Raw genomic sequence first — 24,560 nt, 5'->3', positions numbered from 1 at the left:
TTCCCCGACAGGCCGTTGGCCAGGTGGGTTTCGACGCTGACCGCCGGTGCCTGCACGCCTACCTGGGCGCGGCTGTGGACGAGAGCTAGAGACATGAACACTCCGTTGTTGCTGGAAAATGCCGCTTCCTGCGGCTGGGCAAAGAATAGCCAGTGCTGCCATGGCAGGCGCAACAAGTGTGCGTCGTGGTTTTTCAGGGCAGGGGTTTTCCCTGCGCTTTCATGCGCTTCGGCAAAAATGGATCCAATAGGCTTTGCGCAGTCGTCAGGTATGACTTAGTGTTGTTGGGCAACCGCAGTTGCCATGGGATGGCACTGCGTCTTCTTTCAAATGGACTTGAGGTATTGCACCGTGCAAATGCTCACCCGCACGCACCAGGCAATTCGCGAACTGGTGCAGGCCAGTGCATTCGTTGAACTCAACCGCTTTTTCGACAGGCTTGAGGCTCAATGGCGCCAAGCCCCGCCCGGCGAGTTCCCGGCCTACCTGGCGGCCATTGAAGGGCACATGCTGCTCGACCAGGAAAACCAGGGCGACAGGGCCCTGAGCCAAGTGCTCAGAGCCTGGATTGACGCGTGCCCCAGGGCTTACCACCCACAAGTGGTAATGGGTATGCACTGCTTCCACCGGGCCTGCCAGGTGCAGGTTGATGGCCCACGCAACGCTGCACGCTTGCTGGCGGTCGCGCAAATTTGTGAATCCGCCACCGCGCACCTGTTGCGTGCAATGGACCGCTCTGCGCACCCCGTGGCAGCGGCCATTGGCATGCTGCGCATCAGTGCGCAGCTCCATGAGCCTGGTTGGTTGCTCCAACTGTTCCAGGGGGAGCCTGCACGCTTCAGGCCCAGTGCCCATGCCGATGTAGAGGTACAGGAAACTGCAGCGCCGTTGCTGGTGAGGCATGGGTTGTTGCCCTTGGCCGAGCTGCCACAGGCGCTGCCGCACTACCTGGGCAAGCGGGTCGACCATGAAAACGAGGACCCTCGCTATTACTGGCTGCGCCATGCGCTGATCGCCCGCCCCGGTTGCTTCGAAGCGATCCAGGCCCTTGCTGTGTACCTGCTGCCCCGCTGGGGCGGCAGCCTCGATGCGTTCGAGCTGTTGGTCAATGGCCCGCTGTGCGCAACCTGGGACGAGCGTTTGCGTAATGCGCTGCGCTGGATGGCTGTCGAAGGCCGGCTGAAGCTGCCACAGGCTGACAAGGTGCAGGCCGTCGCCGACTGGCAGCACGTGTTCGAAGACTGGTCACAACGCCCGTTGAGGCCCAGGGAACGTGCTGTCGTTCTGGCATGGCGGGGGGCGCTGCACAGCAGGGCATTGGGCGACCATGCTGGCGCTATGCGCGACTTTGCCGCGAGCGTGGCGTGCAATGCCGATCTTGGCGCCATCCGCGCCATGGGCGTGCCGTTTCGCTGTTTGGTCGAGCTGATACTGCGCGATGGCATGGTAGATGAGAGGCAACTGCTACACGGCGCTATTGAGCGCCTGTGTGACGGCCGTTCACATGCTGCTGCCTGTGCATTACGCGCGGCCGGGCACCGTTTTGGGCTGTGGGCGCTGCCACGCTCGGCCGAGCAGGCAAGGCTATGGTTGCAACGGGCGGTGAATCGCCAGTGCGCGGGCCAGGCACCGGGGTTCGAAGTGCTTGAAGTGGCACGGGTGCTGTGGGCAGCCAACCGGCATGAAGTGGCCTGCTACCTGTACGAACGCTTCGCCGAACTGAACCTGCCGGGTGCTGCCCTGGCCTTGTACGAGCTGCACCATGGCTGTCTGGCCAACACCCCGGCGCATTACCTGGATGACGAGGCCGCCGGGTACTGGCTGCAGCGTGCGGTGGAGGCGGGCAGCAGGCAGGCCAAATACAACCTGGCCTGCCTGCGCATGGACGGCGATGAGGATTTGAACGAGCGCAGTGCCATGCTGGCGGTCAGGCGCCTGCTTGTCGACGCGCTGGGCAACCCGCAGATCAACGCGCGTGCGCGTTTGCATCTGGGGATTTTGTTACGCCGGTTTGGTGAGGCGCAGGAGCGGACCGAGGCGGTTGCTTACCTGCTGAGCCTGGTCGAGCACCCGGACCCGTGGCTTGCAGGGCGTGCCAGCGCCGAACTGGGGCTGGCCTGGATGCAGGGGCGTGGCACCCGCAAGCAAAGCCGCTTTGCCGCCATCGAATGGGTCAACCGAGCGGCCAGCTTGCAACCAAGGGATACGGCCATTGGTGATATCCAGGCCCAGATCCTCAATTCGCACAACCGGGTGAAGACGTTGTTTACTCAGTGCGGGGCGGCGTTGTTCCGTGGCACCTTGCATGCAAGCGAGCTACCACCGAAACAGGCCTTTACCCACGCCGAGTCGTTACGGGTTCAACCTGCATCGGAGGGGCTCAGGCGCGCACATAAACCCAGGCTGTCAGGCCCGATGCGAGGGTGACGGCGACACGCTTGTAGTCGGCAACTTCATAGCGGTCCGCCGCTGCCAGTTCGTCTTCGCTGATCTGGAAGACCATACCGGCCACGCTGTCGTTGGCCTGGCTGCTGGGGGAAACGATGGGATGATGGGACTTGCCGCTGGTCGCCAGTACGTCCGGGTCAGTGATCTCGACCCAGTCCAGGCGGTAGCCCGGCATACGGTCGGCCTGGCCGTTCAGCTCACGGCCAAAGTTGGCCAGTTGCACGGCTTTATCCTGCAAGGTGCCGTAGGAAAACAACAGTACCGGGTATGCGCTGGAGGGCTGCATTCACTCATCCTGTGAAGTTGGGTTCAGCCGCGCTTCCAGCTCGGCTACCTGTTTTTCCAAGGCCTCGAGGCGTGCGCGGGTGCGCGCCAGTACGACCATCTGGCTGTCGAACTCATCGCGGCTGACCAGGTCCAGCTTGCTGAAGGCACCTTGCATCAACACTTTGAACTGGCTTTCCAGTTCCGCACGGGGCTGGGCGGCATCGCTGCTGAACAGGCGCGAGGCCTGGTCGCTCAGGGCATCGAGAAGGGCTTTGGGCGCGAGCATGGGGCTGTCCACTGAAACGGAGAAATGGCCGCCAGTGTAGCACGCACAAACCTGGCGCCTGAGTGCACATTGGCCTTTGTGGGAATGGCCTTGCGTGGCGATTGGGCTGCACAGCGGCCCCGGCAATATCGGCACCAAGGCACAAATCGTAGGGGCGCTTCGCAGCCCCATCGCGACGCAAGGCCGCCCCCACAAAGAGCGCGTGCGGTTTTCAATCAGTTGCACATTTTTCGCGCAGCTTGCCCCGCCTCGGCGCACCGAAATTGTGCATGTTTCCAATGCTGGCGACTGGCCAATCCCGACCAAATCACATAACGCTCTGTTTTTCGGCGCTTTGTCCGAACTGGCAAGGTTTCTGCAAAGACCTGTACGAGCCATGCACTGAAGCAGTTCCTTGTGACCAGGCAGTGCGCACGCGGAGCCGGATGCCGACGACGCGTTACAAAGCCAACCGCTGCGCTTAGACTTGAGACGGGTTTGTTTTCCTGGGGCAAGTCCACCAAATCGGGAGAGAGTTTCATGAAGCTAGTCACAGCCATCATCAAGCCGTTCAAGCTGGACGACGTGCGCGAGTCGTTGTCGGAAATCGGCGTGCAGGGCATCACCGTCACCGAAGTCAAAGGTTTCGGTCGGCAGAAGGGCCATACCGAGCTGTATCGCGGTGCTGAATATGTGGTCGATTTCCTGCCCAAGGTGAAGATCGATGTCGCCATCGATGACAAGGACCTTGATCGGGTAATCGAAGCCATCACCAAGGCAGCCAACACCGGCAAGATTGGTGACGGCAAGATTTTCGTGGTGAATCTGGAGCAGGCAATCCGCATCCGTACCGGCGAAACCGATACCGACGCGATTTAAGCAGCAACAAAGCCTCACCAAACCCAACGCCCCAGGAGAAAACAACATGACTCTGCGTAAGATCGCAGGGCTAGGAGCCCTATTGTCCCTCGTAATGCCCGGGCTTGCCCTGGCAGAGGAAGCTGCCCCAGCGCTGAACTCCGGCGACACCGCCTGGATGCTGACCGCAACGGCGCTGGTGCTGTTCATGACCATTCCAGGCCTGGCCCTGTTCTATGGCGGCATGGTGCGTTCCAAGAACGTGCTGTCGGTGATGATGCAGTGCTTTGCAATTACCGGCCTGATGAGCATTCTCTGGGTCGTCTACGGCTACAGCATGGCCTTCGATACCGCCGGTATGGAAAAGGGCGTGCTCAACTTCAACTCTTTCGTTGGCGGCTTCTCCAAGGCCTTCCTCAGCGGCGTCACGCCCAACAGCCTGACCTCGGCCACCGCGCTGTTCCCTGAAGCGGTGTTCATCACCTTCCAGATGACGTTCGCCATCATCACCCCGGCCTTGATCGTCGGCGCCTTTGCCGAGCGCATGAAGTTCTCGGCGATGCTGGTATTCATGGGCATCTGGTTCACCCTGGTGTATGCGCCGATCGCACACATGGTGTGGAGCGGTGACGGTGCCCTGATGTGGGACTGGGGCGTACTGGACTTCGCTGGCGGCACCGTGGTGCACATCAACGCCGGTATCGCAGGCCTGGTCTGCTGCCTGGTACTGGGCAAGCGCAAGGGCTACCCGACCACGCCGATGGCCCCGCACAACCTCGGCTATACCCTGATGGGCGCAGCGATGCTGTGGATCGGCTGGTTCGGTTTCAACGCAGGCTCTGCTGCTGCCGCCAACGGTACTGCCGGCATGGCCATGCTGGTCACTCAGATCGCGACCGCCGCCGCCGCCCTGGGCTGGATGTTCGCCGAGTGGGTCGGTCACGGTAAGCCAAGTGCTCTGGGCATCGCTTCGGGCGTGGTTGCTGGCCTGGTTGCCATCACCCCGGCTGCGGGCACCGTCGGGCCGATTGGTGCGCTGATTATCGGCCTGGTATCGGGTGTGCTCTGCTACTTCTGCGCCACCACGCTCAAGCGCAAACTCGGCTATGACGATTCCCTGGATGCCTTCGGCGTGCACGGTGTTGGCGGCATCATCGGTGCCATCCTCACGGGGGTGTTCGCGGCCCCGGCGCTGGGCGGCTTCGGTACCGTCACCGACATCGGCATGCAAGTCTGGATCCAGGCCAAAGGTGTGATTTTCACCGTGGTCTACACCGCCATCGTCACCTACGTGATTCTCAAGGTGCTGGATGTGGTGATGGGCCTGCGGGTCAACGAAGAAGAAGAGTCGGTCGGCCTTGACCTGGCTCAGCACAACGAGCGCGGCTACAACCTGTAACTGCGACGCGGTAAAAAATTGCCCGGCTTGCCGGGCATTTTTTTGCCAGTTTTTCAGCATTTCCCGCACGGCAAACGGTTTATTCGGCACGTTCGTGACGTAGGTAAAAAACTTACAAGCCACAGGGCGTTTATGGTGCTTTGCTTTTTCCACGGGCGCGCTAGAATGCGCGCCGAAGGGTGTTTGACGAGTAGTCCACACACTTCGCCAGCCTTTGCTAGGCTTGCCAATAGCGTGTGGCCAGCAGGGGCTAATGGATTTGTCAGGTCCTGCCAGGAGCAGGGCCTGCTGGGTGCCGCCTCCCATCAGGAGTGCCGACCCAAGGGCAGTGGCCTAACCCACGGCCAGTTGAATTTTCACTGGTGGCTGCCGGTCTACGGCTGCACTGGTCTATAACCAACCTGCTTTTCGCAAGTCATGAGGTAGAACATGAGCGACGACGATCTGGAAAATGATGACCTCGAAGTAGGCGACGAAGACGAGGGTGATGAGGTCCTTGAAGGGGCGGCTGACGACGGCGTGGAAGACGCTGGCGATGACGACAGCAGCCCGGCACCCGTTGCCAAGGGCAAATCCAAGGCAGCAGTCTCGGTAGACGAGATGCCGAGCATGGAAGCCAAGCAGAAAGAGCGTGATGCACTGGCCAAGGCGATGGAAGAATTCCTTTCTCGTGGTGGCAAGGTGCAGGAAGTCGAGGCCAACGTGGTCGCTGACCCGCCCAAGAAGCCGGACAACAAGTACGGCAGCCGCCCTATCTGAGTGGCTGATCGCAAAAAAGCCCGCCGTCGCTGCGGGCTTTTTTACGCCTGTGGGTTTTGTGTTGCCCGTGCCGGCCTCTTCGCGGGCATGCCCGCTCCCACAGGTTCACCACAGGGTTCAGGACCTGCGCGGTCCCTGTGGGAGCGGGCGTGCCCGCGAATGGGCCGCAAAGCGGCCCCGTCAGCGCCAGCGTGCAAGCACGTCAGGTAGTTGCGACAGGCGCTGGATCTCGGCGTCCGGCGCCTGATCGCCAGCCCAGGCCTTGCCTTGCGGGTTGAACCACACCGCCCGCAACCCGGCGCGCTGGGCACCGGCAATGTCATCGCCAGGGTGATCGCCGATGTGCACTGCCGCACCCGCGTCCACCTCGCCGCGGCGCAACGCTTCAAGGAATGGTGCAGGGTCTGGTTTGCCGATGCCCAGGTCCTCGGCGCACAGGGCAAAGCGGAAGTAATCCGCCAGCCCTAGCCGGCTGACGTCGGCATTGCCGTTGGTGACCACGCCCAGGATGTATTGATGGCGCAAGATTTCAAGCACCGGCTGCACCTCTGGGAAGATCTCCACCTGGTGGCGGGCATGCAGGAACACTTCGAAGCCTTCGTTGGCCAGCGCCTGGGCGTGCTGCTCGCTGTAGCCGACCTCTTCCAGGGCATGAAACAGCACGCGCCTGCGCAGGGCACTGATGCGGTGCTTGAGGCCGGGCTCTGCTTGCACCAGGCGCTCGCGGATGGCGAACAGGTGTTCCACCGGCACGCTGCCGAGGGTGGGTGCGTTGGCCTCGAGCCAGTCGCGCAGCACGACTTCCGCGGTGGCAATCACCGGCGCGGTGTCCCACAGGGTATCGTCGAGGTCGAAGGTGATCAGCTTGATGCTCATGAGTCTGTGCCTTTGCTGCGTTTGGCCCGAGGGTGGGCGCTGTCGTACACCGCGGCCAGGTGCTGGAAGTCCAGGTGGGTGTAGATTTGCGTCGTGCTGATGTCGGCGTGGCCGAGCATCTCCTGCACCGCGCGCAGGTCCTGGGATGATTCCAGCACATGGCTGGCGAAGGAATGGCGAAGCATGTGCGGGTGCAGGTGTTGGCCCAGCTCACGCTCACCGGCGGCCTTTACCCGCAGCCGAACTGCCTGGGGGCTGATGCGATTGCCCTGGCGGGTGATGAACACTGCACGGTCGCGTGGGTTGCCGATGCCGCGCAAGCGGTACCAGGCCTGCAACGCCTCGCGAGCCTTGCGCCCCACCGGCAGTACGCGGGCTTTTCCACCCTTGCCCAGTACCTGCACCAGGCCAGCGGCGAGGTCGAGGTGATCAAGGTCGAGGTTGGTCAGTTCCGATAGGCGTAGGCCTGAGGAATAGAACAGCTCGAGGATCGCCTGGTCACGCCGGGCAATGAAGTCGTCGTCGACGCCACCATCGAGCAGCTGCAGTGCGCGATCGGTATCCAGTACCTTGGGCAGCCGACGCTCACCTTTGGGCGCGCTCAGGCCGGTGGCCGGGTCGTGCTGGCACAGGCCTTCGCGGTTGAGGTAGCGGTACAGGCCGCGCACTGCCGACAGCAGGCGTGCCAGGCTGCGCGGGGACTGGCCATGGTGGTGCAAGCGGGCGATCAGCTGGCGCAGTTGCTGGATTTGCAGCGCCTGCCACTCGGCAATGCCGTGTTCTTTGCAGTAGGCGATGACTTTTTCCAGGTCGCGACGGTAGCCCAGCAAGGTGTGCTCCGACACCTGGCGCTCGTTGCGCAGGTGTGCGCAATAAGCCTCCAGCTGGCGTTTCATCAGCGTACCGAGCGCAGGGTCTGGGTAACGCGTGGCACAACGCGGCCGAGCACTTCGGCGATATAGCCGAGGAAAAGGGTGCCGACGCTGCTCTTGTAGTGTTGCGGGTCGCGGCTGCCGATGGCCAGAACCCCATGCAGCCCTTGGTACTCAAGAGCTGCCACGGCGCTGGAGCCTACTTCCCGGCGCTGTTCTTCACCGAACAGGAAAGCCAGCTCGTGCTCGCGCAGGTTGCCACTGACGGTCTTGCCACCGCCCAGCAGGGCACCGATGGCTTGCTGCGCCTCGGCATTGCTGACCCAGCGCCCCACCGGCGCGACGTTGTCGCCGAACAGGATCAGGCTGACGAAGGGCACCTGGAATTCCTGGCGCAGGCTGTCTTCGACCGCCATTACCACTTCTTCCAGGCTGCCGGCATCGAGCAGGTCAAGGATCAGCCGGCGGGTCTTGTCGAACAGCCGGTCGTTGTCGCGGGCCACGTCCATCAGTTGCGACAGGCGATGGCGCATTTCGATGTTGCGGTCACGCAGCAGCTTGAGCTGGCGTTCCACCAGCGACACGCTGTCTCCTCGCTGGTGCGGGATGTGCTGTTCGATCAGCAGCTCGTCGTGCTCGGCGAAGAAGGTGGGGTGGGCGCGCAGGTAGGCGACCACCGCTTCGGCATCGAGCTCGGCGGACTGCTTGGGTACAACCTTGGGCTGATCGGTCATGGCGGTTACTCGTTTAGAGACGAACCTGTCCTTCGTAGACGCGTACGGCCGGGCCGGTCATCATCACGGGCTTGCCGGGGCCGGCCCATTCGATGTGCAGGCGACCACCGGGCAGGTCGAGGGACACCGGGGAATCCATCCAGCCCTGGCTGATCGCCGCCACGGCTGCGGCGCAGGCGCCGGTGCCGCAAGCCTGGGTTTCGCCGGCGCCGCGTTCCCACACGCGCAGGTTGGCGCGGTGGCGGTCGATGACTTGAATGAAGCCGGCATTCACCCGCTGTGGGAAGCGTGGGTGGTTTTCGATCTTCGGGCCCAGCTCATGCACAGGCGCAGTAAACACGTCGTCGACACGCAGCACGGCGTGCGGGTTACCCATGGACACGGCGGCTATCGAGTACAACTGGCCGTCAACTTCCAGCGGGTAGCTTGGCGCCTGTGCGTCGGCGACAAAGGGAATTTCGGCAGGGATGAAGCGCGGCGGGCCCATGTTGACACTCACCTGGCCGTCGTTCTGCACGTCCAGCACGATGATGCCGCTCTTGGTTTCCACGCGGATGCGCTTTTTCGCGGTCAGGCGCTTGTCCAGCACAAAGCGGGCAAAGCAGCGCGCACCGTTGCCGCATTGCTCGACCTCGGAGCCGTCGGCGTTGAAGATGCGGTAGCGGAAGTCCACTTCCGGGTTGTTCGGCGCCTCGACGATCAGCAACTGGTCAAAGCCGATGCCGGTGTGGCGGTCACCCCATTGCTTGGCGTGCTTGGGCTGAATGTGCGCGTGCTGGCTGACCAGGTCCAGGACCATGAAGTCGTTGCCCAGCCCATGCATCTTGGTAAAACGCAGCAGCATGGGCTTACTCCGGCAGCAGGCTTTCGCCAGCATACAGTTCGGCGACGGTCTCGCGGCGGCGTACTTCGAACGCCTGGTCGCCGTCGACCAGGATTTCAGCGCAACGGCCGCGGGTGTTGTAGTTGGAGCTCATGACAAAACCATAGGCGCCCGCGGACTCTACGGCCAGCAGGTCACCTTCGGCCAGGTTGAGTACGCGGTCCTTGCCGAGGAAGTCGCCAGTCTCGCAGATAGGGCCGACCAGGTCATAGGCACGGCCTTCGCCTGCACGTGGCTTGACCGCGCTGACACCCATCCAGGCCTGGTACAGGGCCGGGCGGATCAGGTCGTTCATCGCTGCATCGATGATCGCGAAGTCCTTGTGTTCGGTGTGCTTGAGGTATTCCACGCGGGTCAGCAGCACGCCAGCGTTGGCGACGATGTAGCGGCCAGGCTCGAACACCAGGGCCAGGTCGCGCTCGCCCACGCGTTCGCGGATGGCCTTGATGTAGTCGGCCACCTGTGGTGGCTGTTCGTCGCGGTAGCGCACGCCGACACCGCCACCCAGGTCCAGGTGGCGCAGGTGTATGCCGCACTCGGCCAGGCGGTCGACCAGCACCAGCAGGCGGTCGAGGGCGTCGAGGAATGGCTCGACGGTGGTCAGTTGCGAGCCGATGTGACAGTCGACACCGACCACTTCCAGGTTCGGTAGCTGTGCGGCGCGTACGTAGATGGCCTCGGCATCGGCAATGGCGATGCCGAACTTGTTTTCTTTAAGGCCGGTGGAGATGTACGGGTGAGTACCGGCATCGACGTCCGGGTTGACCCGCAGCGACACCGGGGCAACCTTGCCCATTTCGGCGGCGACTACTTGCAGGCGCTCCAGCTCGTCGGTGGATTCGACGTTGAAGCAGTGCACGCCAACTTCCAGGGCACGGCGCATGTCTTCACGGGTTTTGCCAACGCCGGAGAACACCACGCGGTCGGCACGCCCGCCAGCGGCCAGTACACGCTCCAGTTCACCACCGGAAACAATGTCAAAGCCTGCGCCCAGGCGCGCCAGCACGTTCAGCACGCCAAGGTTGGAGTTGGCCTTGACCGCGAAGCACACCAGGTGCTCGGTGCCTTGCAGGGCGTCTGCGTAGCTACGGTACTGGGCCTCGATGTGGGCGCGCGAGTACACATAGGTGGGGGTGCCGTAACGTTCAGCAATGGCCGACAGGGCCACGCCTTCCGCGAACAGCTCACCGTCGCGGTAGTTGAAAGCGTTCATCTGGTTTCCTTACTGCGCTGGCGACTGCTCGGACTCGGACTCGGACTGCAGCTCGGGCTGCTGTTCTTGTGCCGGGGCCGGCTTGGCTTTTGGCTGGTGCTGGTGCGACGTGTGCGCTTTGCCGTTATCGCCATCTTCAGGCAGATACAGCGGGCCTTTCTGGCCACAGGCCGAAACGAGGCAGGCAACAGCGACCAGCGCCGCGAAGGAGGAAATCAGGCGCTTCATGGGTGAAATCCTTAGAAAAATGCAGTATTGCGCCCGAGTATACCGAGCGACCGGCGGCTTGCCTATGCAAGGACCGGTCCGCCGGGCGGGCTATGCTTAGCCTCTGCGCAGCCCCCCGTAGGAGCGGGCTCGCCCGCGAAGAGGCCGGTGAACGCAACGGCTAAACCTTTGCATTCGGCGGCAAGCGCCCGTATCTTGCCCGGCTTGCCTGTAACGCAGCCAATTTCGAGGTTCCTGCAATGAGTTTGAGTGAAGCGCGTTTCCATGATCTGGTCGACGCGACCCAACAGGCCCTGGAAGATCTGTTCGACGAGAGCGGTCTGGACCTGGACATGGAGAACTCCGCCGGTGTCCTGACCGTCAAGTTCGAGGGCGGCGCCCAGCTGATCTTCAGCCGTCAGGAGCCACTGCGCCAGCTGTGGCTTGCCGACCGCTCCGGTGGTTTCCACTTCGATTACGACGAAGACAGCGGCAAGTGGGTGTGCGAAAAGAGCGAAGAGTTGCTGGGTGAAATGCTCGAGCGTATCGTCTGGGAGCGGGCCGGCGAGAAGCTGGACTTCGACGAAATCTGACATGAGTAGCGCCCAGGCCCGGCCGCCCAAGCCGCTTTACAGCAACGTCAGCCCTGCAGTGCCGTCACCGTGCATCAGCGTATGCCGGCTGGACGAACAGCGGGTGTGCACCGGTTGCCATCGGCATGTCGAGCACATTCGCGAATGGCGCTCGGCCGATGACGAACGGCGCCGGCAGATCTGCCGCGAGGCCCAGGTCTTGCGCGAGCAGGCTAAGGCACACTGAGCGCAGGGGCTTGAGTATTTGCCCGGCTGTGGTAGTGTCGGGTTCTGCGTCGGTGACGCCAAAGCCTTCTCAAACCCCGCCCTTGGGCGGGGTTTTGCTTTATTTGCACATTGAAAACTGCCTGTTCAAAGGAGTCTGACTGGATCATGAGCACCAAGCCTTCCCTCATCCTCACCCGATTGGACGTACAACGTCTGGAGCGTCTGATCGACAGCCTCGACGAGAGTACGCCGGGTGTGCTCGCCCTGCAGGACGAGCTTGACCGCGCCGAGCAGGTGGTCGGTCACGAGGAAGTGCCGGCGGGCGTGGTGACCATGAACTCGCGGGTGCACTGCCGTGAGGAAGCCAGCGGCAAGGACTACCACCTGACACTGGTGTACCCCAAGGATGCCGGGCCGGAAGGCAAGGTCTCGATCCTGGCGCCGATTGGCTGCGCTTTGCTGGGGCTGTCGGTGGGCGAGCAGATCGACTGGCCGGCACCGGGGGGCAAGACCCTCAAGCTGAAGCTGCTGGAAGTGGAGTACCAGCCGGAGGCGGCGGGCGATTACGACCTGTAAGGGCCAGGGGGCCGTTTCGCGGCCCGTTTGCAGCGCAAGGCTATTGCTACAGAGAGATGCACTCTTTTGTCGCCGCCTTGTGCTGCGAGTTCAGGCGCCCTCCGCCAAAACCTGCTCCAACCCCTCATTCAAAGCCTGCTCCAGCACCCGCTTGTAGCTCAGGTAGGCCTGCGTTGCCCCCAGCCGGTCATCCAGCAACTCGGACAAATCCAGGTCGGTGATATAGCACCGGTACTGCGCTGTGCCACGGCGCTGACCGATGATCTGCCTGGCCACCACCGCATACAGCTGCTCACCATGTTCCAGCTCGGAAAACTCCTGCTGGTCGCAGTACAGCGTCACATGCGCCACGCCCGCTACACCCGCCTGGATAATCGCCTGTACCTCATAGTAAGGCTGGTCGCTGCCCTCGGCCGGGGCCAGGCGCGGCTCGATGTTGCGTGCCTTGCCTGGGCCGGTGGGCAGCAGCTGCGCGTAGTGGATATCCAGCGAGGCGGGTCGCAGGCTATCGAGGGGCAGGCGGGCATCGCGGCGCATCACCACCGAGCGCAGAAAACGTTGCAGTGGCAACAGCAGATGCGCTTCGTCATGCAGCGGCAGGCGTTGTTGCCACAATGCGTTGTATTCATCCAGCACATACACATCGGCCAAGCCGCCCTGCAGGCGGTAGAACACCTGAATGCAGGCTGGCCGGCCTTGCTCCAGCACCAGGCGCAGGTCGTGGTCCTGCAGCGCATTGGCATCCAGGTACAGCGGGCTGTAGGTGCCTCGCTCTTCGCCCAGGTAGGCCAGTAGCGCCTCATGCTCGGCCAGGGTTGTCAGGCTGACATGCTCGGGCAACAGCTCCAGCACATGGGTGTGGTGGGCCACTTGCAGCAGGTAGCGGTGGTGGAGCCCTTGATCCCGCAGCAGCTGGGCGGTGTCGAAAATTTCCTCTACGCGCTGGCCGATCGGCTGGGCGCGGCTTTGGCAGAAGCAGCGTACTCGCACCCTTGGCCGGTGGCCGCGCTGCGCCGGGCTGTTGAGGAAGTCGCGCAGGCAGCGCACCAGCGCGTGTTCGCCGTCATAGCGCTGGACCAGCACCTCGTTCCAGCTGTTGACGGTGACCTGGTCCAGGGTCAGCACCAGGTTTTCGCGCACGCCAGCGTAGCTCAACGCGTCGGTGCGCTCTGTGGTCATCAAAACGTTCAGCTCGCGGTGGTGGCGCAGCGGGTCGACGCCGACGTTGATCAGCAACAACACCTCATCGGCAACGCTGGGCTGCAAAAGGCGCACTTCGCTGACGGTCGGCAAGGGCAGGTGGATACTTTGCCGCAGACAGCCCAGCAGGTTGAACAGCTCGAATTCCCCAAGGTCGCTGGCCCCTGGATGCAGCGCCATGCGGGTGCTGCTGTCGATCACTCCGTTGCGATGGGCCCAGGTCAGCAGTTCGAGTAGCTCGCGGCAGCGTTTGATCGGGCTGAAGTGCTGCACCTCATGGGTGCTCAGGTTGCCGCTGTACAGCTCCCAGTGGTAGCTGCCCGGCTCCTTGCGGTTGGGTGCCTGGACCAGCGTCAGGGTGCCTTCGGCGAGGTCAGGGGCGATGCCGGGGTTAATCACTTCGACCTTGCCGGCGCGGCGCTCGAAGGCTGCGTACAGGCGCCGGCCCAGCACATTGAGGTCACGCTGGTCGGCGCGGCTGCTGGCGTTCTGGGTGCGAGCGAACTGGCTGAGGAAGCGATAACTGAGGTTAAGCTCGGCCACCAGCTCACGCCGCTCGACGGCAACCTGCTGCACTTTCCATTGGCTGCGGCTGTCCAGCAGGGCCAACTGGCGCTGGTCCCAGCCCCACTCGTCGGCCAGGCGCTGCAGCAGCCGGCGTTGCCAGCCATGGCTGCGGCCCTGGTCGCTGAGCTTCTTGTTCACCTTCAGGTACAGGCTGCGCCTTACCAGCTCCAGGCGCGCGGTTTCGCCGCGTTGCAGCAGGTAACGTTCGATGCGCCGGTAGACCATCACGTAGGGGTCCAGCTCGTCGAGGTCGAGCTGGTTGGCAAACACTGCCTGCTTGTAGTCCAGGCTCAGGCAGCGCACCGCAGGGTGTTCGCCGGCGTAGGCTTCGGTCAGCAGCAGTTTGAGCAGCGATTTGTAGGGCGAGTCGATGCCTTTGAACAATTGCCACAGGCCAGCGCCGACGAACTCACCGGGCGGAATGTGCGCCAGGTTGCCGAGGTCAAGGGCTTCCTGGCTGCGGATAAAGCGCTTGGACAGCAACGTCTGGGTGTAGCTGTAGTAGTTGTGTTCCTCGTACACCGGTACCAGCCACCACAGCGGCGTACGCCCGGCCAGCCACAGGGTGGTGCGGTAGAACTCGTCCAGCAGCAGGTAGTGCTGGGTGGTGCCGCAGTCGTCGGAGCCGAGCTGGCCATCGCGCTGACCCTGGGCGAAGCCCTGTGTGTCGATCAGGAAAAAGTGTGCTTCGGCGCCCAGGCTTGCCGCCCAGGCCTCCAGCAGCTGGCACTTGCGGCGCAGCTCACCCAGCAGCTGTTCGGGCAAGCCGGGTGCATGGCACACCCACAGGTCCATGTCGCTGTGCTCGGCCTGCGCCAGCGAGCCCAGGCTGCCCATCAGGAACAGGCCGTGGATCGGGCGTGGCGGGTTGCCATGCTGGGCCTTGTAGGTGAACGAGCGGGCCAGGCGTTGGGCATCTGCCACCAGCTCGGCGCTTGGCTCGTAAGCCGATACGCCCGCGGGGGTGCTGCCGGAGACGTAACCCGGCAATAGCGGGTGGTTCACGTGAAACAGCAGTGGCAGCAATGACAGTACCTGTTGTTGGCGCGTTGACAGGCCTTCCTTTGCCCGCTGCAGTCGGCCCTGGTTGAGATGCAGGAAGCGCGCACGCAATGTCGCCAGGACCTTGCGGTCGATGCCTTCGTCCAGGTCAGGGCGGATTTCGTGAGGGTGGTTCATTGCGCGCTCGGGCAGGCCATTGAAGCTGTGGCGAGTTTAGCCTGAGTGGCAGGGTCGGATAAGCGGTAATTGAAATTTTGGCGCCATTTTTCCAGCGCTGGTCTGCTCCAGCTTTCGCTGCGCTTCAGGCATGATGGGCGCATTGAGTTCATGTAGAGAGTGTCCAATGCGTGTATGGATCGATGCCGACGCCTGCCCCAAGGCGGCCAAGGATCTGATCGTCAAGTTCGCCCTCAAGCGCAAGTTCGAGGTGGTGATGGTGGCGGGGCAGGCTGTGGCCAAGCCGGCGTTTGCGATCGTGCGTCTGATCGTGGTACCCAGCGGCATGGATGCGGCCGACGATTACATTGTGGAGCACGCCGTGCCTGGCGAGCTGGTCATCTGCAGTGATGTGCCGCTGGCCGACCGCCTGGTGAAAAAGGGCGTGGCCGCACTGGACCCGCGTGGGCGTGAGTTCGACGAGCGCAACATGGGCGACCGTTTGGCGGCACGCAACCTGTTCACCGAGCTGCGTGAGCAGGGCCAGGTGGGGGGCGGGCAGGCGGCCTATGGCGAACGCGAGAAACAGGCGTTTGCCAATGCACTGGACCGGATCATTGCCCGGCTCTCGAAAGGCTGACAGATTCCTGTAGGCGACAGCCCAGGCTGGCGCGGTGGATGGCACCGGCTCTGCCGGTGTTCGCGGGTAAACCCGCTCCTACAGGCGATCGCGCAGTTGCCCCACAGGTACCGCGTGGCCTTGAAGCCTGCGCTGGGCCTGTGGGAGCGGGCATGCCCGCGAAGAAGCCAACGCAGTAATTTACTCGTGCGTCAGCTCCAGCACTCGGTCCACCAGCTTGTAGATCCCGCCCGCCGCCTCGCTGATCGACTTGGCCTCCATGTACGCCGGGGTAGTCACGAGCTTGCGCTGGGTGTCTTCGACAATGTCGTGTACATCGCACGCTTCATGGGTGCCGCCCATCTTCTCGATAGCCGCTGCAGTGCCGGCATCGCTCCCGATGGTGCAGACCACGCCCGGCCCGTAGATCTTCGCCGCCAGCGCCGGCGAGATGCAGATCAGGCCAACGGGTTTGCAGGCGTCGGCAAAGGCTTCGGCCAAGGCCAGCACGTCTGGGTTCACGCTGCAGTTGGCGCCTTCCACGGCAAAGTTGGAGAGGTTTTTTGCTGCCCCGAAACCGCCCGGCACGATCAGCGCATCGAAGTCTGCGGCCTTGGCCTCACGGATATCCTTGACCTCGCCGCGGGCGATGCGCGCCGACTCCACCAGCACATTGCGCGATTCGGGCATTTCTTCGCCGGTCAGATGGTTGATTACATGCATCTGTGCGATGTTCGGCGCGAAGCACTGCACCTGCGCACCGCGCTGGTCGAGGCGCAGCAGCGTGATCACGCTTTCGTGGATTTCGGCGCCGTCATACACGCCACAGCCGGAAAGAATCACCGCTACTTTTTTTGTCATGCTCATTACTCCAGTGTCGAGGCGCTAAATGTCCTCTAGTTTGGCAGATGTCGCCATAGGGATTCCTGCGGGGGCGGCCTAATCTTGGTGGATAACGCCTGAGGTCGCGCCCATGGACCTGATACTGCTGGCCGTGCCGTTCTTTTTTGTGCTGATAGCCGTAGAGCTGGTCGCCGACCGCGTGCGCGGCCAGCACAATTTCACCCTGGCCGACTCGATCAACAGCCTGAGTACCGGCGCACTGTCGACCAGTACCGGCCTGCTGACCAAAGGCGTAGGGCTGGTCACCTATGCCCTGGCCTTCGAGCACCTGGCGCTGCTGCAATTGCCGGCGCAGGCAGGGTGGGTCTGGTTGCTCGCCTTTGTCCTGTACGACTTCTGCTACTACTGGCTGCACCGCCTGGGGCATGAGCGCAACGTGCTGTGGGCTGCGCACTCGGTGCATCACCAGAGCGAGGAGTACAACCTCACCACGGCGCTGCGCCAGACCAGTAGCGGGTTCATCTTCTCGTGGCTGTTCTACCTGCCGCTGGCGCTGCTGGGCGTGCCGCCACTGGTGTTCATTACCGTGGCCTCGCTCAACCTGCTGTATCAGTTCTGGGTACATACCCGGCATATTCCCAAGCTTGGCTGGCTGGAGTGGGTGTTGATCACGCCGTCCAATCATCGCGTCCACCATGCGCAAAACCCTGCTTACTTGGATCGCAATTACGGTGGTGTGTTCATTCTCTGGGACCGTCTGTTCGGCACTTTCAAGGAGGAGGACCCGGCCGAGCCGGTGGTGTTCGGGGTGACCACGCCGCTGGCCAGCTGGAACCCGCTATGGGCCAACCTGCAGTTCTATGCCCAGCTCTGGCACGACGCCCGGCGCACCACCAGCCTGTGGGACAAGCTGCGTATCTGGTTCATGCCTACCGGCTGGCGCCCGGCCGATGTGGCCGCACGCTACCCACAGGCCAAGCAGGACCTGGCGCTGTTTCGCAAGTTCGAGATTGCCCTGGGGCGCGGGCAACAAGCCTATGTGGCGGCGCAGTTCGTGGTTTATGTGGCCTTGGGCAGCTACCTGATGGACGTGGCCGACCGGGTGTCGGCCGCCGCGCTGGTGCTCGGCTGGTCACTGATGGCGTTTGGTTTGTTCGTGCTGGGCGCGTTGCTGGAGAACCGGCCCTGGTCTGCACGCCTGGAGCTGGCGCGGTTGTGTCTGAATGCGCCGGCATTGTACCTGGCCGGCGCCTTGGGCTTAGCGGTGGTCGCGCCGTTGGCCTGGTTTCTGCTCGTGGCTTACAGCCTGCTCAGCCTCTGGGGGCTGGGCCTGGCTCGCCGCCCTGCGCTCCGCGCGCAAAGTACGGAAGCGCCGGCGCAGCCACAGCAGGCCGCCCAGCGCCACCAGGCCGCCAAGCACCCATAGCTCGTAACGTTTGACGTTGCCCAGCAAGCCTTCGAGGATGGCGCCGAAGTGGTAGGCGGCGGCGCCCAAGGCCACTGCCCAGATGCCCGCGCCAATCCCGTTCAGCAGAAGGTAGCGGCGAGGCGGGTAACCCGACAGGCCGATGGCCACCGGCATGACCGTGCGCAAACCATAGACAAAGCGGAAGCTCAGCACCCAGATATCGGGGTGGCGGCGGATGTGGTCCAGCGCCCGGTCACCCATTGCCTGCCAGCGCGGCTTGCGCGCCAGGATCCTGCGCCCGTGGCGTCGGCCCATGAAGTACCACAACTGGTCGCCCGCGTAGCTGCCGAAGAAGGCCACCAGGCATACCAGATTGATATCCATGTAACCGCGGAACGCAAGGAATCCCGCAAGCACCAGAATGGTCTCGCCTTCAAAGAAGGTGCCTAGAAAAAGGGCGAAGTAGCCGAAATCCTGCAGGAATTGTTGAAGCATTTTCTGAGGTGCTGGCGAAATGAACGCGCAGCCTACCCCTTCGCGCGCGTTCGTGAAAGTGTCCAAATGTGTCTCGACGTGAACATTTCCAGCGCAGACAATGCCAGAGGCCACTTGCCACGGCTTGCCCATGTGTGTAACACGGGCGTCATAATGGGCGCTTATCTTGCCGCTCAATAGATGATAGGGCGTTAACGTCCTCAGGAACGCCAGATGAATAATGAAGTGCTAAGCCCTGTCGCGATCAAGGATGCTCAGGAGCTTCCAGAAGAGATGCTGCAGACCCCGCCAGACCTGCCTCCGGTGGCCGAGCCTGTAGCGGAACAGGTGGTCGAGCCTGTGGCTCCGGTGCCCGCGCCGCCGCCGGCCATCGCCGTCCCTGGCCTGGACGACAGCAGCCTGTACATTCATCGCGAACTCTCGCAACTGCAGTTCAATATCCGGGTGCTGGAGCAGGCACTGGACGAGAACTACCCGCTGCTGGAACGCCTCAAGTTCCTGTTGATCTTCTCCAGCAACCTCGACGAGTTCTTTGAGATTCGCGTCGCCGGCCTGAAAAAGCAGATCAACTTCGCCCGTGAACAGGCCGGCGCCGATGGCCTGCAGCCGCACCAGGCGCTGGCGCGTATCAGCGAACTGGTGCACTCCGAGGTAGAGCGCCAGTACGCGATCCTCAACGACGTGCTGCTGCCTGAGCTGGAAAAGCACCAGATCCGCTTCATCCGCCGCCGCTACTGGACACCCAAGCTCAAGACCTGGGTGCGCCGCTACTTCCGCGACGAAATTGCCCCGATCATTACCCCGATTGGCCTCGACCCGACTCACCCGTTCCCGCTGCTGGTGAACAAGAGCCTCAACTTCATAGTCGAGCTCGAGGGGGTGGACGCCTTCGGTCGCGACTCGGGTCTGGCGATCATTCCGGCACCACGCCTGCTGCCGCGGGTTATTCGCGTGCCGGAAGAGGTGGGCGGCCCGGGCGCAAACTACGTGTTCCTGTCGTCGATGATCCACGCGCACGCTGACGACCTGTTCCAGGGCATGAAGGTGAAGGGCTGCTACCAGTTCCGTCTGACGCGCAACGCCGACCTGGCGCTGGACTCTGAAGAGGTCGACGACCTGGCCCGCGCGCTGCGCGGCGAGCTGTTCTCGCGCCGCTACGGTGACGCCGTGCGCCTGGAGGTGGCCGACACCTGTCCGAAACATCTGTCGGACTACCTGTTGAAGCAGTTCAGCCTCAGCGAAAGCGAGCTGTACCAGGTCAATGGCCCGGTCAACCTCACCCGCCTGTTCAGCATCACCGGCCTGGATAGCCACCCGGAACTGCAATACACACCGTTCACCCCGGCGATCCCCAAGCTGCTGGCGAACGCTGACAACATTTTCAGTGTGATCAGCAAGCAGGACATCCTGCTGATGCACCCGTTCGAGTCCTTCACGCCAGTGGTCGACCTGTTGCGCCAGGCCGCCAAGGACCCGCACGTGCTCGCCGTGCGCCAGACCCTGTACCGCTCGGGGGCTAACTCGGAAATCGTCGACGCCCTGGTGGACGCGGCGCGTAACGGCAAGGAGGTCACTGCGGTGATCGAGTTGCGTGCGCGTTTTGACGAAGAGTCCAACCTGCAGATGGCCAGCCGCCTGCAAGCGGCCGGTGCAGTAGTGATCTACGGTGTGGTCGGCTTCAAGACCCACGCCAAGATGATGCTGATTCTTCGCCGCGAGCAGGGCGAGATCGTGCGTTACGCGCACCTGGGCACCGGCAACTACCACGCCGGCAACGCCCGCCTGTACACCGACTACAGCCTGCTGACTTCTGACGATGCGCTCACCGAAGACGTCGGCAAGCTGTTCAGCCAGTTGATCGGCATGGGCAAGACCTTGCGCATGAAGAAGCTGCTGCATGCGCCGTTCACCCTGAAAAAGGGCATGCTCGACATGATCGCGCGGGAAACCCAGTTTGCCCTCGAAGGCAAACCGGCGCACATCATCGCCAAGTTCAACTCGCTGACCGACGCCAAAGTCATCAAGGCGCTGTACAAGGCCAGCCAGTCAGGCGTGAAAATCGACTTGGTGGTGCGTGGCATGTGCTGCCTGCGCCCGGGCATTCCGGGGGTTTCGCACAACATCCAGGTGCGCTCGATCATTGGCCGCTTCCTCGAGCACACGCGGGTGTTCTACTTCCTCAATGGCGGCGAAGAGCAGATCTACCTGTCCAGCGCCGACTGGATGGAGCGCAACCTCGACAAGCGTGTCGAGACCTGCTTCCCGGTGGAAGGCAAGAAACTGTTGCTGCGGGTGAAGAAGGAGCTGGAAGGCTACCTGACCGACAATACCCACGCCTGGACCTTGCAGCCAGACGGGCGCTACGTGCGCAGCACCCCGACCGGCAACCAGAACCCGCGCAGCGTTCAGGCGACCTTGCTGGAGCGCCTGAGCAACCCGGTCCTCAACGTACGCTGAGGACGAAGCCGACCCGGGCCAGCCACTCCGCCTCGTTGGCGAAGTCGGCCTGGGTCAGCTGGTTCTGCTCCAGCCAACCGTCAGGGAAGGCTACATCCAGGCTGTTGTCCCCGCCGTGCAGTTCTACCTTTGGCATTTGCTGAGTGCCGCGGATGTGGTGGAACAGGATGGCAAAGCGCAGCAGCACGCACAGGCGCAGCAGCTTGACCCCTTCATCACCCAGTTCGGCGTAACGGTCCTTGGGGATGTTGCGGCGGTGGCCGCGTACCAGCAGGGCCATCATCTGCTGATCTTCCCGGGAAAAGCCTGCCAGGTCCGAGTGCTCGATCAGATAGGCGCCGTGCTTGTGGTAGTGATAATGGGCAATGTCCAGCCCGATTTCGTGCACTTTCGCGGCCCAGCCCAGTAGATCGCGCCAGTTTCCGTCTTTCAGGTTCCAAGCGTCGGCCACCTGGTCGAATGCGTGCAACGCCTTGCGCTCGACGCGCGCAGCCTGGCCCTGGTCCACGTGATAGCGCTCCATCAGCGAGTTCAGGGTGCGTTCGCGCACGTCTTCGTGGTGGTGGCGGCCAAGCAGATCGAACAGCACACCTTCGCGCAGGGCGCCGTCGCAGTGGTCCATGCGGTTCAGTTCAAGGGCATCGAAGATGGCTTCGAGAATCGCCAAGCCCGCCGGGAAGATAGTGCGGCGGTCTGGCTTGACGCCGTCGAAGTCGATCTTGTCGACCTCGCCCAGCTTGAACAGCTTGCGTTTGACCCAGGCCAGGCCTTCGGCGTTGACCTCGCCATTGCCCAGGCCGCCGGCCTTGATGGCCGCGCCGATGGCGCGAATGGTGCCGGATGAGCCAATGGCCTCATCCCAGGTCAGGCGGTGCAGGGCATTTTCGATGCTCATCAGTTCCAGACGCGCGGCAGTGTAGGCCTGGGCATAGCGGGCCGGGGTGATCTTGCCGTCGCGGAAGTAGCGCTGGGTAAAGCTCACGCAACCCATCTGCAGGCTTTCGCGCAGCAGCGGCTCGAAGCGCTGGCCGATGATGAACTCGGTACTGCCGCCGCCGATGTCGGCCACCAGGCGCTTGCCGGGGGTGTCGGCCAGGGTGTGCGACACGCCCAGGTAGATCAGGCGCGCCTCTTCACGGCCAGAGATGACCTCCACCGGGTGGCCGAGGATGGCTTCGGCGCGCTGGATGAATTCGTTACGGTTGCGCGCTTCGCGCAAGGCGTTGGTGCCGACGATACGCACGGCGCCTGCCGGCATGCCGTTGATCAGCTGGGAAAAGCGCTTGAGGCAATCCAGGCCCCTTTCCATTGCTTCTTCACTGAGCATGCGCTCTTCGTCGATGCCTGCGGCCAGTTGAACCTTCTCGCCGAGCCGCTCAAGGATGCGGATTTCGGTATGGTGGGCCTTGGCCACGACCATGTGAAAACTGTTGGAGCCAAGGTCGATGGCGGCGATCAGGGACAGGTTCTTCGCGATGGTATGCGGCATGATCTGGTTGTTCTCGGTCGTTAACCTGGCAATCGTGCCACGATAGCAGGCTATCGCCAACGCGTGACACTCAGCCGTTGTACTGGCCTTGATGCAAGGCAATGTGCCATTCGATTCTATGACGGCCATATGACAGTTTCGATTCGCGGCGTCTTGCGCAACTATAGTTACACTCAATCGTCCGTGGCTTCCTGTCCGGCGTAGGTGCGGCTATCATGGGCCACGTTTTTTGCTTACGACCCTGGAGATATCCATGAGCAGCGATCTGATCAAACATGTCACCGACGCCTCCTTCGAAGCCGATGTCCTGAAGGCCGAAGGCGCGGTACTGGTCGACTACTGGGCTGAATGGTGCGGTCCATGCAAGATGATCGCTCCGGTTCTGGACGACATCGCTTCCACCTACGAGGGCAAACTGACCGTCGCCAAGCTGAACATCGACGAGAACCAGGAAACCCCGGCCAAGCACGGTGTGCGTGGTATCCCGACGCTGATGCTGTTCAAGAACGGCAACGTCGAAGCCACCAAGGTTGGTGCACTGTCCAAATCGCAGCTGGCCGCATTCCTCGACGCCCACCTGTGATGTGAAAAGGCCCCGCAAATGCGGGGCTTTTCTTTTTCAGAGCACTAGACGCAGAAAAAAGCAAGTGTTACATTCGGCCTCGCACTGCTTTTCCAGTGCCCTCTACATGCCGTCGCCGAAGCATCCCTAATTCGAATCAGTACGCGATCCTGTCGCCATCCAGCGGCGCGGCCTCATTAAGCCAGAAGCTTAATTCTCCCTTCTTACATGATTACGTCATTCCCCTTATGAACCTGACTGAACTCAAGCAAAAGCCGATTACCGATCTTTTGGAAATGGCCGAACAGATGGGCATCGAAAACATGGCCCGTTCGCGCAAACAGGACGTGATTTTCGCCCTGCTGAAGAAGCATGCGAAAAGCGGCGAAGAGATCTCGGGTGACGGCGTGCTGGAGATTCTCCAGGATGGTTTCGGTTTCCTGCGTTCGGCTGATGCGTCCTACCTGGCCGGCCCAGACGACATCTATGTCTCGCCCAGCCAGATCCGCCGTTTCAACCTGCGTACCGGCGACACCATCGTCGGCAAGATCCGCCCACCGAAGGAAGGGGAGCGTTACTTCGCCCTGCTGAAGGTCGATACCATCAACTTCGACCGCCCGGAAAACGCGAAGAACAAGATCCTGTTCGAAAACCTGACGCCGCTGTTCCCGAACAAGCGCCTGAAGATGGAGGCCGGTAACGGCTCCACCGAAGACTTGACCGGTCGCGTCATCGACCTGTGCGCCCCGATTGGCAAAGGCCAGCGCGGCCTGATCGTTGCCCCGCCGAAAGCCGGTAAGACGATCATGCTGCAGAACATTGCGGCCAACATCACCCGCAACAACCCCGAGTGCCACCTGATCGTCCTGCTGATCGACGAGCGCCCGGAAGAAGTGACCGAAATGCAGCGCACCGTGCGTGGCGAAGTGGTTGCTTCCACCTTCGACGAGCCGCCAACCCGCCACGTGCAGGTTGCCGAGATGGTGATCGAGAAGGCCAAGCGCCTGGTCGAGCACAAGAAAGATGTGGTTATCCTGCTGGACTCGATCACTCGACTGGCACGTGCCTACAACACCGTGATCCCGAGCTCCGGCAAGGTGCTGACCGGTGGTGTCGACGCCCACGCCCTCGAGAAGCCCAAGCGCTTCTTCGGTGCTGCGCGTAACATCGAGGAAGGCGGTTCGCTGACCATTATCGCCACTGCGCTGGTTGAAACCGGCTCGAAGATGGACGAAGTGATCTACGAAGAGTTCAAGGGTACCGGCAACATGGAGCTGCCGCTGGACCGCCGCATCGCTGAGAAGCGTGTGTTCCCGGCCATCAACATCAACCGCTCCGGCACCCGCCGCGAAGAGTTGCTGACCGCTGACGACGAGCTGCAGCGTATGTGGATTCTGCGCAAGCTGCTGCACCCGATGGACGAAATCGCTGCCATCGAGTTCCTGGTCGACAAGCTCAAGCAGACCAAGACCAACGATGAGTTCTTCCTGTCGATGAAGCGCAAGTAAGCGAGCGTTTCAGGCTGGATTGATTGGGGCCGCCTTGCGGCCCTTCGCGGGCAAGCCCGCTCCTACACAGGTCATTGCGGCCCTTGTAGGAGCGGGT

Annotated in this window: 23 protein-coding genes and 2 pseudogenes; 12 read left to right on the top strand and 13 right to left on the bottom strand. The window is 62.5% G+C overall.

The genetic code is table 11. From position 1 onward, the window contains the following. Nucleotides 1–8: 8 nt before the first annotated feature. Nucleotides 9–95: pseudogene (locus ACZ889_RS03170) on the bottom strand (magnesium chelatase domain-containing protein); the annotation flags it as partial. Between the two features lie 262 nt (nt 96–357). Here ACZ889_RS03170 and ACZ889_RS03165 point away from each other — a divergent pair. Further along, nucleotides 358–2,427: a DUF4034 domain-containing protein gene (locus tag ACZ889_RS03165; RefSeq protein WP_257645189.1), complete on the top strand. Its 2,070-nt coding sequence runs from the start codon at nt 358–360 to the stop codon at nt 2,425–2,427. Here the strand turns inward: ACZ889_RS03165 and ACZ889_RS03160 are convergent. Continuing rightward, a complete protein-coding gene (locus tag ACZ889_RS03160; protein ID WP_004575824.1) occupies nt 2,381–2,734 on the bottom strand; it encodes a gamma-glutamylcyclotransferase family protein in 354 nt (117 codons plus the stop codon). The two genes, ACZ889_RS03165 and ACZ889_RS03160, sit on opposite strands and share 47 nt — an antisense overlap. Then, on the bottom strand, nt 2,735–3,001 hold the full coding sequence (locus ACZ889_RS03155) for an accessory factor UbiK family protein (protein ID WP_003253640.1): 267 nt from the start codon (nt 2,999–3,001) through the stop codon (nt 2,735–2,737). Nucleotides 3,002–3,520: 519 nt separating this feature from the next. Between ACZ889_RS03155 and glnK the strand changes: the two genes are divergently transcribed. The 3 genes from glnK (at nt 3,521) to sutA (ending at nt 5,996) form a co-directional block, all read left to right on the top strand. Then, entirely contained in the window at nt 3,521–3,859 is a 339-nt protein-coding gene (gene glnK, locus ACZ889_RS03150; protein ID WP_002555808.1) for a P-II family nitrogen regulator, read from the top strand. Nucleotides 3,860–3,905: 46 nt separating this feature from the next. Next, nucleotides 3,906–5,237 carry an ammonium transporter gene (locus tag ACZ889_RS03145; protein ID WP_003253642.1) on the top strand — a complete coding sequence of 444 codons (1,332 nt, stop codon included), beginning with the start codon at nt 3,906–3,908 and terminating at the stop codon, nt 5,235–5,237. A 429-nt stretch (nt 5,238–5,666) separates the two neighbouring features. Continuing rightward, the gene (gene sutA / locus ACZ889_RS03140) at nt 5,667–5,996 is read left to right on the top strand and encodes a transcriptional regulator SutA (protein WP_003253643.1); all 330 of its coding nucleotides are present in this window, start codon (nt 5,667–5,669) and stop codon (nt 5,994–5,996) included. A 180-nt stretch (nt 5,997–6,176) separates the two neighbouring features. On the opposite strand, the gene ACZ889_RS03135 is transcribed toward sutA, so the two are convergent. From ACZ889_RS03135 to lptM, 6 genes are read right to left on the bottom strand one after another with little or no spacing between them, the layout of a single operon-like run. After that, nucleotides 6,177–6,872: an HAD family hydrolase gene (locus ACZ889_RS03135; RefSeq protein ID WP_003253644.1), complete on the bottom strand. Its 696-nt coding sequence runs from the start codon at nt 6,870–6,872 to the stop codon at nt 6,177–6,179. Further along, nucleotides 6,869–7,768 carry a tyrosine recombinase XerC gene (gene xerC, locus ACZ889_RS03130; protein ID WP_003253645.1) on the bottom strand — a complete coding sequence of 300 codons (900 nt, stop codon included), beginning with the start codon at nt 7,766–7,768 and terminating at the stop codon, nt 6,869–6,871. Before xerC ends, ACZ889_RS03135 begins: the two co-directional genes overlap by 4 nt. Further along, a complete protein-coding gene (locus tag ACZ889_RS03125) occupies nt 7,768–8,478 on the bottom strand; it encodes a DUF484 family protein (RefSeq protein ID WP_003253646.1) in 711 nt (236 codons plus the stop codon). Before ACZ889_RS03125 ends, xerC begins: the two co-directional genes overlap by 1 nt. A gap of 13 nt (nt 8,479–8,491) precedes the next feature. Continuing rightward, nucleotides 8,492–9,322, bottom strand: coding sequence for a diaminopimelate epimerase (gene dapF / locus ACZ889_RS03120; RefSeq protein WP_003253647.1), 831 nt, complete (start codon nt 9,320–9,322; stop codon nt 8,492–8,494). Between the two features lie 4 nt (nt 9,323–9,326). Next, nucleotides 9,327–10,574, bottom strand: a complete 1,248-nt coding sequence (lysA, locus tag ACZ889_RS03115) for a diaminopimelate decarboxylase (RefSeq protein ID WP_003253648.1) — start codon at nt 10,572–10,574, stop codon at nt 9,327–9,329. A 9-nt stretch (nt 10,575–10,583) separates the two neighbouring features. After that, nucleotides 10,584–10,802, bottom strand: a complete 219-nt coding sequence (gene lptM / locus ACZ889_RS03110) for an LPS translocon maturation chaperone LptM (RefSeq protein ID WP_003253649.1) — start codon at nt 10,800–10,802, stop codon at nt 10,584–10,586. A gap of 239 nt (nt 10,803–11,041) precedes the next feature. Between lptM and cyaY the strand changes: the two genes are divergently transcribed. The 3 genes from cyaY to rnk all read left to right on the top strand — a co-directional run bounded on the left by cyaY (nt 11,042) and on the right by rnk (nt 12,157). After that, nucleotides 11,042–11,374 carry an iron donor protein CyaY gene (gene cyaY, locus ACZ889_RS03105; protein ID WP_004575827.1) on the top strand — a complete coding sequence of 111 codons (333 nt, stop codon included), beginning with the start codon at nt 11,042–11,044 and terminating at the stop codon, nt 11,372–11,374. 1 nt (nt 11,375) lies between these two features. Next, nucleotides 11,376–11,600 (top strand): DUF1289 domain-containing protein, encoded by a 225-nt coding sequence (locus tag ACZ889_RS03100; RefSeq protein ID WP_003253651.1) that lies wholly within the window; start codon nt 11,376–11,378, stop codon nt 11,598–11,600. 146 nt (nt 11,601–11,746) lie between these two features. Beyond that, nucleotides 11,747–12,157, top strand: coding sequence for a nucleoside diphosphate kinase regulator (gene rnk / locus ACZ889_RS03095; protein ID WP_003253652.1), 411 nt, complete (start codon nt 11,747–11,749; stop codon nt 12,155–12,157). 90 nt (nt 12,158–12,247) lie between these two features. Here rnk and ACZ889_RS03090 read toward each other — a convergent pair whose 3' ends face one another. Further along, complete coding sequence (locus tag ACZ889_RS03090) at nt 12,248–15,103, bottom strand: class I adenylate cyclase (protein WP_476257170.1); 2,856 nt, start codon at nt 15,101–15,103, stop codon at nt 12,248–12,250. A 166-nt stretch (nt 15,104–15,269) separates the two neighbouring features. On the opposite strand from ACZ889_RS03090, the gene ACZ889_RS03085 reads away from it, so the two are divergent. Then, a complete protein-coding gene (locus tag ACZ889_RS03085) occupies nt 15,270–15,722 on the top strand; it encodes a YaiI/YqxD family protein (protein ID WP_014592810.1) in 453 nt (150 codons plus the stop codon). Nucleotides 15,723–15,902: 180 nt separating this feature from the next. On the opposite strand, the gene elbB is transcribed toward ACZ889_RS03085, so the two are convergent. Continuing rightward, nucleotides 15,903–16,562: an isoprenoid biosynthesis glyoxalase ElbB gene (elbB, locus tag ACZ889_RS03080; RefSeq protein ID WP_180689098.1), complete on the bottom strand. Its 660-nt coding sequence runs from the start codon at nt 16,560–16,562 to the stop codon at nt 15,903–15,905. A 112-nt stretch (nt 16,563–16,674) separates the two neighbouring features. Here elbB and ACZ889_RS03075 point away from each other — a divergent pair. Further along, nucleotides 16,675–17,301 (top strand): annotated as a pseudogene (locus tag ACZ889_RS03075) (sterol desaturase family protein); the annotation flags it as partial. 501 nt (nt 17,302–17,802) lie between these two features. Here the strand turns inward: ACZ889_RS03075 and ACZ889_RS03070 are convergent. Further along, on the bottom strand, nt 17,803–18,447 hold the full coding sequence (locus ACZ889_RS03070; protein ID WP_012054060.1) for a DedA family protein: 645 nt from the start codon (nt 18,445–18,447) through the stop codon (nt 17,803–17,805). A 213-nt stretch (nt 18,448–18,660) separates the two neighbouring features. Here ACZ889_RS03070 and ppk1 point away from each other — a divergent pair, with 213 nt between their 5' ends. Further along, nucleotides 18,661–20,904 carry a polyphosphate kinase 1 gene (ppk1, locus tag ACZ889_RS03065; protein ID WP_180689099.1) on the top strand — a complete coding sequence of 748 codons (2,244 nt, stop codon included), beginning with the start codon at nt 18,661–18,663 and terminating at the stop codon, nt 20,902–20,904. Here the strand turns inward: ppk1 and ppx are convergent. After that, nucleotides 20,891–22,393 carry an exopolyphosphatase gene (gene ppx / locus ACZ889_RS03060; protein WP_003253659.1) on the bottom strand — a complete coding sequence of 501 codons (1,503 nt, stop codon included), beginning with the start codon at nt 22,391–22,393 and terminating at the stop codon, nt 20,891–20,893. The genes ppk1 and ppx overlap by 14 nt on opposite strands. Nucleotides 22,394–22,646: 253 nt before the next feature. Between ppx and trxA the strand changes: the two genes are divergently transcribed. Both trxA and rho read left to right on the top strand, forming a co-directional pair. Beyond that, complete coding sequence (gene trxA / locus ACZ889_RS03055; RefSeq protein ID WP_003253660.1) at nt 22,647–22,976, top strand: thioredoxin TrxA; 330 nt, start codon at nt 22,647–22,649, stop codon at nt 22,974–22,976. A gap of 227 nt (nt 22,977–23,203) precedes the next feature. Further along, nucleotides 23,204–24,463, top strand: a complete 1,260-nt coding sequence (rho, locus tag ACZ889_RS03050) for a transcription termination factor Rho (protein ID WP_003253661.1) — start codon at nt 23,204–23,206, stop codon at nt 24,461–24,463. The last annotated feature ends 97 nt before the right edge of the window (nt 24,464–24,560 follow it).

It is taken from the genome of Pseudomonas sp. TE3895 (genome assembly GCF_056278855.1).
Note: the sequence above shows the minus strand (reverse complement) of the source record. Positions and strands in the feature narration are given on the sequence as shown.

Coding starts and splice junctions, on each gene's coding strand:
- ACZ889_RS03165 (WP_257645189.1), top strand. CDS start 358: ATGCTCACCCGCACGCACCAGGCAATTCGCGAACTGGTGCAGGCCAGT.
- ACZ889_RS03160 (WP_004575824.1), bottom strand. CDS start 2,734: ATGCAGCCCTCCAGCGCATACCCGGTACTGTTGTTTTCCTACGGCACC.
- ACZ889_RS03155 (WP_003253640.1), bottom strand. CDS start 3,001: ATGCTCGCGCCCAAAGCCCTTCTCGATGCCCTGAGCGACCAGGCCTCG.
- glnK (WP_002555808.1), top strand. CDS start 3,521: ATGAAGCTAGTCACAGCCATCATCAAGCCGTTCAAGCTGGACGACGTG.
- ACZ889_RS03145 (WP_003253642.1), top strand. CDS start 3,906: ATGACTCTGCGTAAGATCGCAGGGCTAGGAGCCCTATTGTCCCTCGTA.
- sutA (WP_003253643.1), top strand. CDS start 5,667: ATGAGCGACGACGATCTGGAAAATGATGACCTCGAAGTAGGCGACGAA.
- ACZ889_RS03135 (WP_003253644.1), bottom strand. CDS start 6,872: ATGAGCATCAAGCTGATCACCTTCGACCTCGACGATACCCTGTGGGAC.
- xerC (WP_003253645.1), bottom strand. CDS start 7,768: ATGAAACGCCAGCTGGAGGCTTATTGCGCACACCTGCGCAACGAGCGC.
- ACZ889_RS03125 (WP_003253646.1), bottom strand. CDS start 8,478: ATGACCGATCAGCCCAAGGTTGTACCCAAGCAGTCCGCCGAGCTCGAT.
- dapF (WP_003253647.1), bottom strand. CDS start 9,322: ATGCTGCTGCGTTTTACCAAGATGCATGGGCTGGGCAACGACTTCATG.
- lysA (WP_003253648.1), bottom strand. CDS start 10,574: ATGAACGCTTTCAACTACCGCGACGGTGAGCTGTTCGCGGAAGGCGTG.
- lptM (WP_003253649.1), bottom strand. CDS start 10,802: ATGAAGCGCCTGATTTCCTCCTTCGCGGCGCTGGTCGCTGTTGCCTGC.
- cyaY (WP_004575827.1), top strand. CDS start 11,042: ATGAGTTTGAGTGAAGCGCGTTTCCATGATCTGGTCGACGCGACCCAA.
- ACZ889_RS03100 (WP_003253651.1), top strand. CDS start 11,376: ATGAGTAGCGCCCAGGCCCGGCCGCCCAAGCCGCTTTACAGCAACGTC.
- rnk (WP_003253652.1), top strand. CDS start 11,747: ATGAGCACCAAGCCTTCCCTCATCCTCACCCGATTGGACGTACAACGT.
- ACZ889_RS03090 (WP_476257170.1), bottom strand. CDS start 15,103: ATGAACCACCCTCACGAAATCCGCCCTGACCTGGACGAAGGCATCGAC.
- ACZ889_RS03085 (WP_014592810.1), top strand. CDS start 15,270: ATGCGTGTATGGATCGATGCCGACGCCTGCCCCAAGGCGGCCAAGGAT.
- elbB (WP_180689098.1), bottom strand. CDS start 16,562: ATGACAAAAAAAGTAGCGGTGATTCTTTCCGGCTGTGGCGTGTATGAC.
- ACZ889_RS03070 (WP_012054060.1), bottom strand. CDS start 18,447: ATGCTTCAACAATTCCTGCAGGATTTCGGCTACTTCGCCCTTTTTCTA.
- ppk1 (WP_180689099.1), top strand. CDS start 18,661: ATGAATAATGAAGTGCTAAGCCCTGTCGCGATCAAGGATGCTCAGGAG.
- ppx (WP_003253659.1), bottom strand. CDS start 22,393: ATGCCGCATACCATCGCGAAGAACCTGTCCCTGATCGCCGCCATCGAC.
- trxA (WP_003253660.1), top strand. CDS start 22,647: ATGAGCAGCGATCTGATCAAACATGTCACCGACGCCTCCTTCGAAGCC.
- rho (WP_003253661.1), top strand. CDS start 23,204: ATGAACCTGACTGAACTCAAGCAAAAGCCGATTACCGATCTTTTGGAA.